At 38.7% G+C, this 15,158-nt stretch carries 13 protein-coding genes and 1 pseudogene; 4 read left to right on the forward strand and 10 right to left on the reverse strand.

The genetic code is table 11. The features are described from left to right. Positions 1-92 precede the first annotated feature (92 nt). Positions 93-314: a type II toxin-antitoxin system Phd/YefM family antitoxin gene (locus ANA7108_RS0121020; protein WP_016952800.1), complete on the forward strand. Its 222-nt coding sequence runs from the start codon at positions 93-95 to the stop codon at positions 312-314. Between the two features lie 73 nt (positions 315-387). Here the strand turns inward: ANA7108_RS0121020 and ANA7108_RS0121025 are convergent, their stop codons facing one another. The 3 genes from ANA7108_RS0121025 to ANA7108_RS0121035 are packed head-to-tail and all read right to left on the reverse strand — an operon-like array spanning position 388 to position 2,049. Further along, positions 388-1,407 carry an aldo/keto reductase gene (locus ANA7108_RS0121025; protein WP_026104354.1) on the reverse strand — a complete coding sequence of 340 codons (1,020 nt, stop codon included), beginning with the start codon at positions 1,405-1,407 and terminating at the stop codon, positions 388-390. 16 nt (positions 1,408-1,423) lie between these two features. Continuing rightward, positions 1,424-1,768, reverse strand: coding sequence for a cytochrome c6 PetJ (petJ, locus tag ANA7108_RS0121030; RefSeq protein WP_016952802.1), 345 nt, complete (start codon positions 1,766-1,768; stop codon positions 1,424-1,426). Positions 1,769-1,824: 56 nt separating this feature from the next. Next, a complete protein-coding gene (locus tag ANA7108_RS0121035) occupies positions 1,825-2,049 on the reverse strand; it encodes a hypothetical protein (protein WP_016952803.1) in 225 nt (74 codons plus the stop codon). A 192-nt stretch (positions 2,050-2,241) separates the two neighbouring features. Here ANA7108_RS0121035 and ANA7108_RS0121040 point away from each other — a divergent pair, with 192 nt between their 5' ends. Then, positions 2,242-3,036 carry a hypothetical protein gene (locus ANA7108_RS0121040; RefSeq protein ID WP_016952804.1) on the forward strand — a complete coding sequence of 265 codons (795 nt, stop codon included), beginning with the start codon at positions 2,242-2,244 and terminating at the stop codon, positions 3,034-3,036. 212 nt (positions 3,037-3,248) lie between these two features. Here the strand turns inward: ANA7108_RS0121040 and ANA7108_RS0121045 are convergent, their stop codons facing one another. From ANA7108_RS0121045 to ANA7108_RS0121060, 4 genes are all read right to left on the reverse strand, one after another. Then, a complete protein-coding gene (locus ANA7108_RS0121045; RefSeq protein WP_016952805.1) occupies positions 3,249-3,440 on the reverse strand; it encodes a YqaE/Pmp3 family membrane protein in 192 nt (63 codons plus the stop codon). A gap of 91 nt (positions 3,441-3,531) precedes the next feature. Next, the gene (locus ANA7108_RS0121050) at positions 3,532-3,921 is read right to left on the reverse strand and encodes a phage holin family protein (RefSeq protein ID WP_016952806.1); all 390 of its coding nucleotides are present in this window, start codon (positions 3,919-3,921) and stop codon (positions 3,532-3,534) included. 167 nt (positions 3,922-4,088) lie between these two features. Then, the gene (locus ANA7108_RS0121055) at positions 4,089-4,415 is read right to left on the reverse strand and encodes a 2Fe-2S iron-sulfur cluster-binding protein (protein ID WP_016952807.1); all 327 of its coding nucleotides are present in this window, start codon (positions 4,413-4,415) and stop codon (positions 4,089-4,091) included. Between the two features lie 444 nt (positions 4,416-4,859). Further along, positions 4,860-7,019, reverse strand: coding sequence for a Tex family protein (locus ANA7108_RS0121060; protein WP_016952808.1), 2,160 nt, complete (start codon positions 7,017-7,019; stop codon positions 4,860-4,862). A gap of 352 nt (positions 7,020-7,371) precedes the next feature. Here ANA7108_RS0121060 and ANA7108_RS0121065 point away from each other — a divergent pair, with 352 nt between their 5' ends. Continuing rightward, a complete protein-coding gene (locus tag ANA7108_RS0121065; RefSeq protein ID WP_016952809.1) occupies positions 7,372-7,581 on the forward strand; it encodes a hypothetical protein in 210 nt (69 codons plus the stop codon). Positions 7,582-7,892: 311 nt separating this feature from the next. Here ANA7108_RS0121065 and ANA7108_RS0121070 read toward each other — a convergent pair whose 3' ends face one another. The 3 genes and pseudogenes from ANA7108_RS0121070 to ANA7108_RS29350 all read right to left on the reverse strand — a co-directional run. Beyond that, positions 7,893-10,520 carry a chloride channel protein gene (locus ANA7108_RS0121070; RefSeq protein WP_016952810.1) on the reverse strand — a complete coding sequence of 876 codons (2,628 nt, stop codon included), beginning with the start codon at positions 10,518-10,520 and terminating at the stop codon, positions 7,893-7,895. Positions 10,521-10,585: 65 nt separating this feature from the next. Further along, positions 10,586-13,192 carry a chloride channel protein gene (locus ANA7108_RS0121075; RefSeq protein ID WP_042490591.1) on the reverse strand — a complete coding sequence of 869 codons (2,607 nt, stop codon included), beginning with the start codon at positions 13,190-13,192 and terminating at the stop codon, positions 10,586-10,588. 379 nt (positions 13,193-13,571) lie between these two features. Next, positions 13,572-13,907 (reverse strand): annotated as a pseudogene (locus tag ANA7108_RS29350) (hypothetical protein); the annotation flags it as partial. A 363-nt stretch (positions 13,908-14,270) separates the two neighbouring features. On the opposite strand from ANA7108_RS29350, the gene ANA7108_RS0121090 reads away from it, so the two are divergent. Beyond that, the gene (locus ANA7108_RS0121090) at positions 14,271-15,020 is read left to right on the forward strand and encodes an SDR family oxidoreductase (protein ID WP_016952814.1); all 750 of its coding nucleotides are present in this window, start codon (positions 14,271-14,273) and stop codon (positions 15,018-15,020) included. Positions 15,021-15,158: the final 138 nt, after the last annotated feature.

The following is a 15,158-nucleotide window of genomic DNA, read 5'->3' on the forward strand; positions in this document are numbered from 1 at the left end:
CTATTCAGGAAGATGACCGTTTTCAAGCTTTGATTTAATAAATTAGGTATAATAGCCATATACTGAATTTTATTAATTCTGAGTTAATAATTATGCAGCAAATTACTATAACTCAAGCTTCTCAACATTTATTCGACCTAATTGAAGCAGCACTTAATGGTGAAGAAATTATTATCACCAAAGATAATCAACCTGCTGTAAAATTAATTCCTGTATTAACAGTTAAACGCCGTCGTCAACCAGGTAGTGCTAAAGGAATGGTAAAAATGGCTGATGATTTTGATGAACCTTTAGAAGATTTTAAGGATTACTAAATACCCGACTTATAATATCAATTGATAATTTATTGATAATCTTAAAAAATAAATCGGGTATCTTATTATTTAATTAACGTCTATACTCATCTCCACAATCACCAATTAACTTATATAAATCTTTTGACTGCTGAGAAACTGCATCTATTTTACCTATATCTTCAGCATCTAAACTAAACCCAAACACCTTAGCATTATCTTCTAAATGTTCCGCAATTCCTAATCTTGCACCAACAATTACACCCCCTACCGCTGGCTGATTTAAAATGTAATTCACAGCCACATTAGCAATACTCACTTGATGCTTATCCGCAATTTCTTTAAGAGTAGTTAGTAAGATTTGGAATAATCCCCAACCACCCCAATTATCAACCATTTGTTTGTATTTTCTCAAGCTTGTGGTGTTGATTTCTAAGCTTTTTGGTTCTGGTTTACCCAAATATTTTTCTGATAACAAACCACCGCAAACACTACCATAAGTAAATAGTTTGATATCATGTTCTTGACAGAATTTAACCATATTTACTTGTGGTCTTCTATCAACTAGAGAAAACTGCACCTGATTAGAAACAATCTTGATTCCTGCTTCGGTAATAATTTGCAAATGTTCGGTATCAAAATTAGTTAAAGCTAAATGTTTGATTTTACCTTCTGTTTGCAATTCTGCCATATATTTGAGTGCATCTAAATAGCCAGAGTCTCTATATTCCCACCAATGGAACTGCATTAAATCTAATGATTTAACATCCATTCGACCCAAAGATATATCAATATTTTTCTCGACAATCTCTTTCGTCATCTTTCCAGGACGAGGAACCCATTTTGTAAAAGCTTGAATATTATTTACAGCTTCTTCTCCACGAGTCGCAATTAATTGACGACGAAATTCACCAATGAAATCTTCTGCTGGACCATAATGATCTGCTAAATCCCAAGTTGTAAAACCAGCATCGACATATTGAAACATTGACTCAATAGCGGTTTTTGGATTAATGCGTCCATGTCCCCCGGAAACCTGCCACATTCCGTTTAAGATTCGGCAAATTTTTAAATCAGGAGTAAATTGTAAATAGCTTTCTTCAGTTAACATCATAGATTTTAGTGTATTGTTATTTCCAATCTTTTTCTGCTTGTTCCAAAACATAAGCCGCGACATTTTCGATTTCTTCAGTGGTCAATCTTTCTTGATAAGCTGACATATTGTTTTTCCCATTAGTAACGATATTTGTAATCGCTGCTAAAGAATCCATTCCATATCTTTTTAAAGCATTCTTTTTTAAATTCTTGCCCCTTCTAATAATGTTACCACCATTGATATGACATCCAGCACAGTGAACACTAAAAACTTCTGCCCCATTTTGGGTATCTAAAGCATTAGCAGGTAAAATCGGTAAAATCAAAATGCTTGTCCATAATAGAAGGGTAACTAATGTTAATGTTAGTAATCTTCTCACCAAATTTCTCCAAATTTTGTTTTGACAATTTACAACAATCAACCCTAAAGATAATATTATAGTGATTCAAAGTCGGATGTAAATCCGGCAAATTTTGCACATTCTTCTTGAAAAGTTTCTGCTTCGCTGACATCCTCGATTTTATAAGACATGATACGTATACCATCTGGCATTTTTTTAGAACCAATCAATTCACCTTTGTATTTACCTGCAAGTGTTTTAAACTCAACGCCATAAAGCTTCCAGGCTTCATCATTACAAGTGATATTTACACGCCACATAGTTAATTTGCAATTATTCCCGGTACATATTAATCATCTCACAAATAGGCAACGCCATAAAAATAATCTATTTGATTCTGTGTTCTTCTATCTAAAGGAAGTGTTTATCTAAAAAATACCGCGCCATAATGCCAATGTAGCATCATGTTCAATTGCTATGCAAATTAGCTAAATTTATTTATGGGGCTAAATATGACTAACAACATCAAAGACAAAATTCAAGCCGATTTACAAGAAGCTAAAGCTACTGGACAATTAAGAACTGAGAACATTCGTGAAATAGTCAAAGCCGCAGTTTCTCAGGTAGCTGCTGAATTGAAAGAAGGTTCTAGCGAACTACGTACTTTGGTGATAGATGCAGTTTCAGCAGTAGTTGAAAATTTACAAGATAAAGGTAGCGAAATCAAAGAAGAAGTGACAGCTTCTATTGAAGGTGCTTTAGAAGGTGTGAATAGCAAAAGACATGAAGCTATTGTCAAAACCCAAACGGAATTAAAGACACTACAAACACGACTAGATAATGAAGAAGAACAACTTCAGCAAGAAGTTGATGGAATGTTAGCAGAAATTGAACAGACGAGTACAGATAAATCTGCTAATATAAAAAGTGCGATCGCATCAGCTATTAATGCTATCCAAGATAGTGAAGAAGTCAGCCTGTTAAAGAAACGTTATGCCCAACTCCAAGCACAATTAGCCATTATTAGAGCAAATTTAGCTGCACGTTATGGCGGGCGTTCTGGGGAAGTAAAAGACTATTTAGATGAAGCAAAAACCTGGTATGATCAAGCGCGTCCTCAAGTAGAATCTGTGGCTACACAGGTGGGAGAAAAACATTCTCAATTAGAAAATAAACTGGGTGAAGCAGGTGCTGTATTAGCTAAAAAAGAGCGCCACTTCAAGCAAATATTGAGAGATTTACTCTTAGCAACGGCTGACTCATTTAAAGATAAAGAACCTGAAGACAAGAAAACATTGACTAAATAAGTATCTATAGCAATCCTGGCGGAGGGTGTGAACATTTTTTTTTGTTTGGGTTAGATGCGTTTCCCCTGGCGTTTTCACCTAACATCTACTAGAAAATATGTTTTCATGACTCATTTAGGGCTGCTATAGAAGGTTTTTTATTTTCTTTCAAATATAATCAAAAAAAGGGTAATTAGTCTTAGGAATTTTCAACTAATTACCTATTACTAAAATTAGTAAATACCTTCCTCTCTATTCTGGCTTTCATCATGTTTAGCAATTACCCAAATTGCATGAATACTACCAGGAAGCCAACCCAGAAGGGTAAGCAGGATGTTAATGAACAAAGTTGAATTAACTCCAACAGTGAGAAAAACTCCTAATGGAGGTAAGAAAAACCCAAGCAGCAAGCGGATTATTTTCATGATATTTTGAGAATGTTTTAACTTTGCAGTGACAGTGAATGAGTGGAGTTTTCAACCTGTGTTGGCAGGTTTTTGGAGTGAAAGATGCGACTTAAGAGGATATTTTGGGGTTAGTAGGAGTACTTTGTAATTCAGGATTCTTTTCAGCAAAGTATTTACTAATGAAGGTGTTAGCCAAAGATAGGACTACTGGACCGAGAATAAAAGCAATAATTCCGTGAACGCTAAAGCCAGGAACTAAAATTGATGCTAACCAAAAGCAGATTCCGTTGACTATTAGGGAAAATCCACCTAATGTTAAGAACGTCAATGGTAAAGATAGTGCGGAAATGATTGGTTTGACTGAACCGTTAATCAAACCAATCGCTAAACCTGCTATTAAAGCTGAAGGAAAATTGGCAAGATTAACGCCTGGAACAATTAAATCAACAATTAGCAGGCTTAAGGCTGTAGCGAGTATAGTTAAAAATGTTCCCCACATTGTTTTTACCTTTGAGTAACAGCAACACATATACTGTTTCTATCTTCTAGTAAAATTTAGGTTTTAACCTCTGGTTTTAGGCTGAATTAGGTTATGTCGAAAGGAGGATTTTTTAAACGCAGAGGAACGCGGAGGTTAACGCGGAGGAACGCGAAGGGTTTTTTTAGTTATTCAGGTTTATGGTAGAGGGAGGTTTTATATAAATGTTGTTCTTGATGTGTTTCTAATACGCAATCAGATAATGGATAACTTACGCAGGTAATGACATAACCAGCTTGGATTTCATGGGGACGAAGAAATTTCTGTTCACTTTGATCAATTTCACCGCTAATAAGTTTAGCTACACAAGCTGAACATTCTCCTTGTTTACAACCAGATGGTAAACGGACACCTATTTCTTCGGCTATGTCGATTATATATTGATCTTCTGGTACTTGAATTGTGCGATCTAATTTTAGTTTTTCGTTGATTAATCTGATTTGGTAAATATTCATATCAATTTGGGATTTATTTTTTGCTGTTGTTTGGTGAACATCTGATTTTTTTTAACCCAAAGACGCATAGAGAATAAGGAGAGATTTTTATGAATCAGGACTTACGCAACTAGCACATTGGTAAGGTGCGTCAGATATCAACAATCTGTTTATTTGCAGGATTTATGCTGGCACATTGGTAGGGTGCGTCAGATATCAACAATCTGTTTATTTGCAGGATTTATGCAGTCTGACGCACCCTACAACAGATTTTTAGTGTGACACTTGCGTAAGTCCTATGAATAATTATACATCCTGTAAATGTGCATTTTAGAGGATGTTTTTTGCGCCTTTGTGTGAAGTTTTCTTAGACATCTGGTGAAAAAGAATGTAGAGACTTTCCATGGAACGTCTCTACTAGAAGGGTTCCAAATCATGTATATTTAATTTCTGGAGATGTTTATGCTATTGTTTGACTGCTTTCATGGATAAACCTATGCGTTTTAATTTTTCGTTAATTTCTAAAACCTGGACTTTGACGACTTGTCCGACTTTGACTATTTTTTGAGGATCATCTACGAATCTATCTGCAAGTTGGGAAATATGTACTAGTCCATCTTGGTGTACGCCTATATCAACAAATGCACCGAAGTTAGCAACGTTGGTGACAATTCCTTCTAGTTCCATTCCTACTGTTAAATCTTTAATTTCTTTGATTCCATCTTTGAATGTGGCATACTTAAATTCTGCACGAGGATCTCTTCCTGGTTTTTCTAGTTCGCTGAGAATGTCGCGCAGTGTTGGTTCTCCAATTGTGTCGGTGACGTATTTTTTAATGTTGGTTTTTTTGAGTTTTTCGGCAATTTCTGTGACTTGATTTAATGGTAGTTGTAAATCTTTGGCTATGGATTCTACAAGTGCGTAACTTTCTGGATGGACTGCGGTGTTATCTAAAGGGTTTTCACTACCACGAATTCTTAAAAAACCTGCTGCTTGTTCAAAGGCTTTTGGCCCTAATTTGGCTACTTTTAATAGTTGGCGGCGATTTTTAAAGGCTCCATTTTGGTTGCGATAAGCGATAATGTTGTTAGCTACTGTGGGGGTAATTCCAGAAACGAATGTCAGCAGTTCTTTGGAAGCGGTGTTTAAATCTACGCCTACATAATTAACGCAACTTTCTACTGTTTCATCTAATTTCTTTTTCAGTAATTTTTGATCTACATCATGTTGATATTGTCCGACTCCTATTGATTTGGGATCGATTTTTACTAATTCGGCTAAAGGATCTTGTAATCTTCTACCGATGCTAATTGCACCTCTGACGGTAATATCTAAATCAGGAAATTCTTCTAGTGCGACTTTGCTGGCAGAATATATAGATGCACCGGATTCATTGACCATTACTTTAACTGGTTTGCGTTCGCAGTTTGCTAATACTTCAGCAACAAATTCATCTGTTTCACGGGAAGCTGTTCCGTTACCAATGGCTATTAATTCAATTTGGTATTTTTCAATTAAGTTCTTGATGGTTTGTGCGGCTTTTTTGCGTTGTTCAATAGCTTGGTGGGGAAAGACGGCTTGATATTCTAAAAATTTGCCGGTTTGTTCTAGTACTGCAACTTTACACCCTGTTCTAAAACCTGGATCTATGGCTAAAGTTGGTTTCATTCCTGCTGGTGCAGATAGCAGTAATTCCCGTAAATTTGCTTCAAAGGTTTTGATAGATTCAATGTCAGAATAGGTTTTCTTTTCAGAAATTACTTCACTGACTAAAGATGTTTTCATCAAGCGGTTAAAGGCATCTTTTAACATTGCTTGATAGAAATCTCTGATGTTTCTAACTTTGGTTTTAATTTCTTGAGTTTCTAAATAGGATAGTACAAAATCTTCATCAAAGTCTATTTCAAAGTTTAAGATTTTCTCTGCTTCTCCCCGACACAAAGCCAGCATATTATGAGGGGCAATATTTTTAACTTTGATTTGATAGTTGCGGTACATTTCAAATTTGGTTGTACCTTCTGGATGTTCTGCTTTAATGCGGGAAACAAACAAACCTTCTACTAATAAATAATCCCGCAAATAGGCACGTAATTCTGCTTTTTCAGCAACTTCTTCCGCTAAAATATCTGATGCGCCTTTTAATGCTTCTTCTGCGGTTTTTACGCTTTTTTCTTCAGAAACATATTTCGCTGCTTCTATTTCTAAGTCTGCTGCTACACCGTTTTTAACATTTAATGATCTCATAAAAGTCGCTAAAGGTTCTAATCCTTTCTCTCTAGCGATAGTGGCACGGGTGCGACGTTTGGGTTTATATGGTAGGTATAAATCCTCAAGTTCTGTTTTTTGTAAACAGGAGGTGATTTTAGCTTTTAATTCTTCGCTGAGTTTACCTTGTTCTGCGATCGCATTGAAAATTACTTTTTTCCTTTCTTCTAATTCTGTTAAGTATGTATATCTATCAGCTAAGTCCCGCAGCTGCACTTCCTTCATCTCGTTTGTGCGTTCTTTGCGATAACGTGCAATGAAGGGAATTGTCGCACCCTCGGACAACAGTTCCAGCGCGTTTTGCACCTGATTGGGTTGGAGTTGTAGTTCAGCTGCTAGTAGTTGAGGAATGTTCAACATTGGGTGTTTAAATTGAAAATGTGACCTACTATAATGTAATAACGTAAATTGCTATTTAAGAATAGGACTCAGGATAAAGAATCAATTTTGACTCTTGAAACCGTGGACTTGGCGTTGATTTCTCCGCACACTCCCTATTTTTCCCGATGTCAGTACAAGTCTAGAGAGTCAAATAATTTACCAAAAAATTACATAATCTCGGCTAATTCATATCTTGATTTTAAAAAAACTATTGTAAATAAAACCTACTTAAGTATATAATCAGTGTTTGTTATCTAAAGATAAGTTGAAATTAGTTTCTTCAACTACTAGTTTCTTCAACTACTCGGCAGTTAGTTCAGGATTTAGTTAAATGCCTCTATTTTTTCTGATTCCACTATTTACTGGTTTAATAACTGGTTATTTTTTCAACAGAAAAAACCAAGAAATCGCTTACATAGCAGGTGTGTTTACAGCAGTCAGTTTGATTTTATCCCTGATTATAGCACCTTGGCAACTTCAGTTAGGTTTGTTGGTACTTGTACTTGTGGGTAGTAACAACCTATTACGGAAAATTTACTAAAACAACTCCCACCTAGCTAGTACCGCTGTCTCGGAATTAAAAATAAAAAAGCAGATCATACAAGCTTTCTAAAAGTTTTTTATGGTCAACTGTTTTCATAGGAATGCACTGGATTGTCACATCTTGTCATCAGTACAGCCATTCTCGATACTGGGGATGAATATTTTTAATGTCTTCATAAAGCCACAATTTACTCATGTAAATTAAGGAGAAACAACAAACCCCAAATTACGAATTACGTTCGCGTAGCGTTTCCGTAGGAAATATTACGAATTACGTTCGCGTAGCGTTTCCGTAGGAAATATTACGAATTACGAATTACGAATTATTTCCCCTCTGACTAAAACTACTGTAATATCAACACCAGAAGCAATAGTTTCAGGAATATTACCTTGAATAGCTTGTTGTAATAATCCCTCACGGGAAGCACCTAAAACTACAACATCATAACCTTCCGTTTTCACTAAATTAATTACCTCTTCCGCAACATCATCTGCTTGTACTGATGTAGCAGTAACTGTACTGTGTAAATTACGGTGACGCATAAGTTGATGAGTAGATGCTTCTAAAACCGTCATATCTGGCTGTAATTCCGATGGTTTGAATATCTGCATGAGACGAATTTCGGGTTCATTTCCCAAAGTCACTAAAGCAGGTAATAATTTAATTGCTATCGGTGCATTTGGTCCCCCTGCCATCGGCACTAACCACCGATTAAAATGATTAGCATCAGCAATATTCCCCAATTTTACTAAGACAACATCACAGGTAGCTTGACGTATTATAGTATCAACGACCGTTCCAAAAATCCGGCCGGGGGTAGAAGTATTTCCTTTCCAACCCATGAAAATCAAATCAATATGTCGTTCCTTAATAGTTTCTAAAACGGCTTGAGCGACATCATGGGCGACTCGTATTTGTGTATGAATGGGAATATCCCATTTTTTGGCTAAATTTTCGGCGTGTCTGAGTAAGCGGCGACTTTTGGCGGTTCTAACTCGTGTTGCAGAGGGGGAACTATGACGAGAAACGAGAATGATTTGTAAACACTCTAATTCATAATGGCGATCGCGGGCAATTGTCGCAGCCATTTTTAATAGAGTCTCTGCTGTATCTGGGTTGGCGACTGTTACTAATAATCTACCTCTACCAATACTAGGCGATCGCGTCTGGTAAACTACATAAGAAGGTTCTGGTTGGGGACCATCAACCCTAGTTTCCCCGTTCAAATGGTCTGCTTCCGCCCGAATAATATCTGCACGGGTAATAATTCCAATCAGTCTTTGTCCATCTACCACTGGTAAACGACTGATTTGATAACGATCTAGTAAATACAAAACATCACTCAGTGTTTGCTTAGGTTTAATCGTCACCGGTTCAGGTGTCATGATTTCCCGAATCGGAGTGTGATTAGGTAAGTGACGTTCCCGCACTTTCTGTAAATCGGCTTGCGTAATAATTCCCAGTAATTTATTTTCTTCCACCACCGGAAAACCGCGATGATGAGAACGGGAAAAAGCCTGAATTAATTCTTCTATAGTCATTTCAGCATCTAAAGTTTCCACCCGTTGCTGCATCACATTTTGGGCGGTTAACTTAGTTAATAAACCATCTGCTGGCGCATCTTTTTCAATAAAAATACCATTCCACTCTAAAAGTTTGTCATAGAGAGAACCAGGGGCTACTTTATTTGCAACTATATAGGATGTCACCGAAACAATCATTAATGGCAGTACCAAATTAAAATCTGTCGTCATTTCAAAAACGATGACAATTGATGTAATTGGTACTCTAGCAACAGCAGTAAAAAAAGCTCCCATTCCTGCCAAAGCGTAGGTAATGGGTAATCCCGTGGCAATATTGAAGGGAGCAAGCAGAATATGAGCGCAAATAGCCACTAAAGAGCCAAGAGCAGCCCCCAGCGTCAGTGCCGGTGCGAATAAACCTCCAGGAGCGCCAGAGCCATAGGCGACCAGAGTCAGGACAAACTGGGATAAAAAAGCGATCGCTGCTATCGACCAACTCACCTCACCTGTCATAATCATATCCCGCAGCCCTGTGTTGTCCCGAAATGATAGGGGCAAAAGCGCCACAATCAAGCCAGAAACCAGTCCCGCTAAACCCACACGCGCCGGTAAACCTAATCTGAGGGTGTGTTTATAGAAAGTCATGCTGGACAGAATCCCCCGGTTAAATAATGCCCCCAGCAGACCGGCTAAAACTCCTAAAATTACATAAAAAGGAATATCTTGGATTAAAAAGCTAGTTGGTGCAGTTGCTCCCAAATTAATATCTAAACTACGACCACCTAAGAACCGGGAAACAACCGCACCGATAAAAGAAGCGAGGATAGCTGTCCCTAGTGTTAGGTCTGATACATCTTGCAGCAGTTCTTCCACCACAAACAACACACCCGCAATAGGTGCATTAAAAGCAGCAGCCAAACCAGCACCTGCACCCGCGGCAATTAGCTGTCGTCGATGTTCTGGAGAAGTAGGAAACCAGCGACTTAGTTGAGATGCCAAGCTTGCACCTACCTGCACTGTTGGACCTTCACGCCCTAAAGCTAGTCCAGAACCCAGTGCTAAAATACCACCAACTAACTTAATTAAAGCCACTCGTAAATCTAGAGCAATTGGTATCCGTGCCAGTGCTACCTTGACTTGAGGAATACCACTACCAGAAGTTTCTGGTGCTACACGCTCAACCAACCAACCGGCAAGGAATCCACAAGCTAATCCCACACTGGGTAGTAAGAACCAAGCAGGTAATAATAGTGATTTTTGTACTCTCCATCCACCTAGCCATCCTACCCCAGTTTTCAGCAGAACTGCTGCTAGTGCTGAAACTAAGCCTATTAAACAAGCTTCAAAAATTGCTAAACGACGTTCTTGCCGCAACATTTGCAGAAAGCGCCGCAGAATGGATGAATACCACATGATGCCCAAGGTGTTACCTGATCGAATATTTTTGTTATATCTTCCCTGAATGCTAACTCTTATGATCAGGGATTTAAACTGCCTCTGACTAAAACTACTGTAATATCAACACCAGAAGCAATAGTTTCAGGAATATTACCTTGAATAGCTTGTTGTAATAATCCCTCACGGGAAGCACCTAAAACTACAACATCATAACCTTCCGTTTTCACTAAATTAATTAATCCTTCAGCAACAGAATCAGCTTGTATGGGTGCAGCTACAACTGTACTGTGTAAATTCCGGTGACGCATTAATTGACGAGTGGATTCTTCTAAAACTCTCATATCTGGCTTTAATTCCGATGGTTTAAAAACTTGGGTGAGGCGAATTTCCGGATTATTTCCCAAGGTGACTAAAGCCGGTAATAATTTAATTGCTATCGGTGCATTTGGTCCTCCTGCCATTGGTACTAACCACCGATTAAAATGATTAACGTCAGCAAGATTCCCCAATTTTACTAAGACAACATCACAAGCAGCTTGGCGAATTATAGTATCAACAACAGTACCGAAAATCCGGCCGGGGGTAGAAGTATTGCCTTTCCAACCCATGAAAATCAAATCTATGTGTCGTTCCTTAATAGTTTCTAAAACTGCTTGGGCGACATCATGGGCAACTCTAATCTGGGTATGAATAGGAATATCCCATTTTTTGGCTAAATTTTCCGCGTGTTTGAGTAAGCGGCGACTTTTGGCGGTTCTCACTCGTGTTGCCGAGGGGGAACTATGACGGGAGACGAGAATGATTTGTAAACACTCTAATTCATAATGGCGATCGCGGGCAATTGTCGCAGCCATTTTTAATAGAGTCTCTGCTGTATCGGGATTGGCGACTGTTACTAATAATCTACCTCTACCAACACTAGGCGATCGCGTTTGGTAAACTACATAAGATGGTTCTGGTTGGGGACCGGAAACACCAGTTTCACAATTAATATGATCTACTTCCGCCCGAATAATATCTGCACGGGTAATAATTCCAATCAGTCTTTGTCCATCTACCACTGGTAAACGACTGATTTGATAACGGTCTAGCAAATACAGTACATTACTCAGTGTTTGCTTAGGTGTAACCGTGACTGGTTTCGGTGTCATCATTTCCCTGAGAGGAGTATGTTTGAAAGGGTAGAGATTTTGTAAATCTGATTGAGTAATAATTCCCACTAATTTATTGTTTTCTACCACTGGAAAACCCCGATGATGAGAACGAGAAAAGGCTTGCATAACTTCATCTATGCAAATTTCTGCATCTAGCGTTTCCACCCGTTGCTGCATCACATCTTGGGCTGTTAACTGAGTTAATATGCCTTCAATGGGAGCATCTTTTTGAATTTTGATGCCATTTAATTGTAAAAGTTTGTCATAGAGTGAACCAGGAACTACCTGATCTGCGACTAAATAGGATGTAACAGAAACAATCATTAACGGTAATACTAAATTGAAATCTGTCGTCATTTCAAACACAATCACAATAGCAGTCATGGGAACTTTAGAAACAGCACTAAAAAATCCCCCCATTCCCGCTAAAGCGTAGGTAGTAGAAGAACCTAAACCCAAAAGTTGAGACTCAAACACCCCTACTATATGTCCTAAACAAGAACCTAAAATTAGACTGGGTGCAAATAAGCCTCCTGGTGCGCCAGAACCAAAAGCAATTAAGGTTAAAATAAATTGGGAAATGAAAGTAATTGCTGCTAATAACAAATTAGGTTGAGTCGCAATCATATACTCCCGCAAACCAGCATTATCACGATAATATTCTGGGAGTAAGGACACAATTAAACCAGACATCAAGCCAGCTAAAGCCACCCGTAGCGGTAAGCTAATGTGCAATCTATTATAAGTTTTAATACTGAAAATTAAGCCCCGATTAAATAATGCCCCTAGCAAACCAGCAAGAACACCCAACAGTAAGAAAATAGGAATTTCTAACAGGGAGAACTTGCTAGAATAGTGCATTAATTCCAGGTTTAGTTGTAAACTCCCACCACCTAATAATCGGGAAATTACCCCACCAATAAAACAGGCGATAATGGCAGTTCCTAGAGTTAGACCGGATACATCTTGTAATAACTCTTCAATAATAAATAATACTCCCGCAATCGGGGCATTAAAAGCCGCAGATAAACCAGCACCAGCACCTGCGGCAATCATTTGGCGGCGATGATCTGGAGAAGTGGGAAAAGTGCGACTCATTCCCGCTGCTAAACCAGCACCCACTTGCACTGTTGGACCTTGTCTACCTAAAGTAATACCCGAACCCAAGGAAATAATTGTACTAAGAAACTTTATCCCTGCTACTCGCCAAGATAACTTGATTGGTATATTGGCAAGACTAGCTTTAACTTGAGGAATACCACTACCTGCGGCTTCCGGTGCTAACCTTTGCACCAACCAACCAGCTAAAAACCCAAAACTCATGCCAATTAAGGGTAAAGTTAGCCAAGCTGGTAAAAATTGGGTACTATGAACGCGCCAAGTTCCCAACCATCCTGAACCCTGTTTGAGTAACACCGCTGATAAGGCTGCCACAAGACCAATAATACAAGCTTCGGCGTTGGCGTAGCCCATAGAAGATATCGTTAAACTTCTTCTATGCTGCCACAAGTTGCGAAACCTCTGGGTTAGCATCGCCAGGGAAATCATAAATTTTAAGTTTTTAATTTTTAAGTTTTAATTATATGCTGAACATACTAGCAATCCCCCCGATATTTATGTTCAAGAACATGAAAAGAAAACAAAGTAGTATATCTAGCATCCTCTTCAATTCAGCATTAAAATTAGCTGACTGCGAAGATACGTTTATGATGCTGGAAGCAGAATTTTATGAAAGAGGAAAATATTCTTCAGATTATCTACATCTGGTTTTGACAGAATAATTCTTGGCTCAAATCTTTGTCCCCAACTTAACGCCACTGTTTCTAGGTTGTCTTCATTTTATAGAGGTATTGCTTGATGAGATTTTTGCAGTTCCCAAATAAATGGTTCTACCCATTTTTCTAATTTCAGGAGTCCGATGATATATCCAGAGGCAATCTTTTTGAAAACGCGGATATCCTTTATGACCAGATTTTTTAGATTTACAGTGGTCACTGAGCTTTGTCGAAGTGTTGTCGTAAAACCTTGATATAGCAAACCATCCCCGCTCTGCGGCTGATTGGACAGCCATTGAATTTAATTCAGCAGTAAAAAGGAATTCCTTGCGGAGTTCGGTAGAGTATTTGTTAAGGGCAAACTTGTCAACTTTTAGATCACGTGGTGCATCCATCCAATATCTAATCGCTTTATTGCGAATAAATTGGGTAGTCCGAATATCTGCGATCGCCAAGCAGTAGTAGCGGAACATTGCCCCTCGTTCCAGATACTAAAAAGCGATCGCCTATTTCTTTTTCTTGGTTATCACAAATATAGCGATCGCATACCGTAAAGCCTTTAACAGATAGATAATTGAGGCGATCGCCTAAAAATCATGACTCATAGTAATAGCGATCAGTGTATGACAGATCATTGTAGTGGACAAACAGCTATGATTTTGGTCGAACTCAAAAATATTTAAAGTCGCTCAATTAAGCAGTTATGCGACTTATGTTGTTGTTGGTGAAGGCGTTGACCAATCTTGTCGATGTGAGGTGAGCTGCTATTAGACTCAAAGCCTTGTGATATTGTGAGCGAGAGACTTTAAAGAAAGATTTAGATTAGGAGAGTTTTCATGAATCGTTTGCAAGGAAAGCGTACCCTCATCACTGGTGGCACGACAGGTATAGGACTTGAAACAGCCAAGCAATTTCTGGCAGAGGGTGCGCGTGTAATAGTCACTGGACGTAGCCCAGATACATTAGCTCAGGCACAGCAAGAACTGGGCAAAGAGGTAATCGTCATCAAGAGCGAGGCTGGTCAAGTCGGCGAGCAAAAGCGCTTGGCGGAGCAAATCGCTGGAATTTTTGATCAGGTTGATGCTGTATTTCTTAACGCCGGAATCGGTATCTTTCAACCGCTTGAGGCTTGGGATGAAGCATCCTTCGATCATCAAATTGCAGTCAATCTCAAAGGACCGTATTTTCTGATCCAGAATCTGTTGCCAATTTTGGCGAATCCCGCTTCGGTCATCCTGAATACTTCAATTAATGCTCATATCGGGATGCCAAACTCTAGCGTCTACGGTGCAAGTAAGGCTGCGATGATCTCGTTAGCAAGAACTCTGTCAGGTGAACTGGTTGAGCGAGGTATTCGGGTTAATGCCATTAGCCCAGGTCCTGTATCTACCCCAATATATGGGAAGCTGGGTGTTCCAGCCGAGAATGTTCAGCAGATGGCAGAGGCAATCCGCAATCAGATTCCGTTAAAACGATTTGGTGAGCCGATTGAAATAGCCAAAGCAGCAGTGTTCCTTGCTTCAGATGAATCATCTTTCATGCTGGGTAGCGAGATGATTATTGATGGTGGTATGAGTACTCTATAGTTACAACCCACATTCTGCACCCTTCCTGTTACAGTTGGGGTGCGGAATGTGGGTTAAAAAACAAACGAAATAGACAAAATAGAATCGATTGTTAAAAGCGATCGCCTAAAAATTACGACTCACAGGAATTGCGATCGC

The sequence above is a fragment of the Anabaena sp. PCC 7108 genome (assembly GCF_000332135.1).
Classification (GTDB): domain Bacteria; phylum Cyanobacteriota; class Cyanobacteriia; order Cyanobacteriales; family Nostocaceae; genus Anabaena.

Coding starts and splice junctions, on each gene's coding strand:
- ANA7108_RS0121035 (WP_016952803.1), bottom strand. CDS start 2,049: ATGTGGCGTGTAAATATCACTTGTAATGATGAAGCCTGGAAGCTTTAT.
- ANA7108_RS0121070 (WP_016952810.1), bottom strand. CDS start 10,520: ATGTGGTATTCATCCATTCTGCGGCGCTTTCTGCAAATGTTGCGGCAA.
- ANA7108_RS0121050 (WP_016952806.1), bottom strand. CDS start 3,921: ATGTGGGGAACATTTTTAACTATACTCGCTACAGCCTTAAGCCTGCTA.
- ANA7108_RS0121020 (WP_016952800.1), top strand. CDS start 93: ATGCAGCAAATTACTATAACTCAAGCTTCTCAACATTTATTCGACCTA.
- ANA7108_RS0121065 (WP_016952809.1), top strand. CDS start 7,372: ATGCCTCTATTTTTTCTGATTCCACTATTTACTGGTTTAATAACTGGT.
- ANA7108_RS0121025 (WP_026104354.1), bottom strand. CDS start 1,407: ATGATGTTAACTGAAGAAAGCTATTTACAATTTACTCCTGATTTAAAA.
- ANA7108_RS0121055 (WP_016952807.1), bottom strand. CDS start 4,415: ATGAATATTTACCAAATCAGATTAATCAACGAAAAACTAAAATTAGAT.
- ANA7108_RS0121090 (WP_016952814.1), top strand. CDS start 14,271: ATGAATCGTTTGCAAGGAAAGCGTACCCTCATCACTGGTGGCACGACA.
- ANA7108_RS0121075 (WP_042490591.1), bottom strand. CDS start 13,192: ATGCTAACCCAGAGGTTTCGCAACTTGTGGCAGCATAGAAGAAGTTTA.
- ANA7108_RS0121060 (WP_016952808.1), bottom strand. CDS start 7,019: ATGTTGAACATTCCTCAACTACTAGCAGCTGAACTACAACTCCAACCC.
- ANA7108_RS0121040 (WP_016952804.1), top strand. CDS start 2,242: ATGACTAACAACATCAAAGACAAAATTCAAGCCGATTTACAAGAAGCT.
- ANA7108_RS0121045 (WP_016952805.1), bottom strand. CDS start 3,440: ATGAAAATAATCCGCTTGCTGCTTGGGTTTTTCTTACCTCCATTAGGA.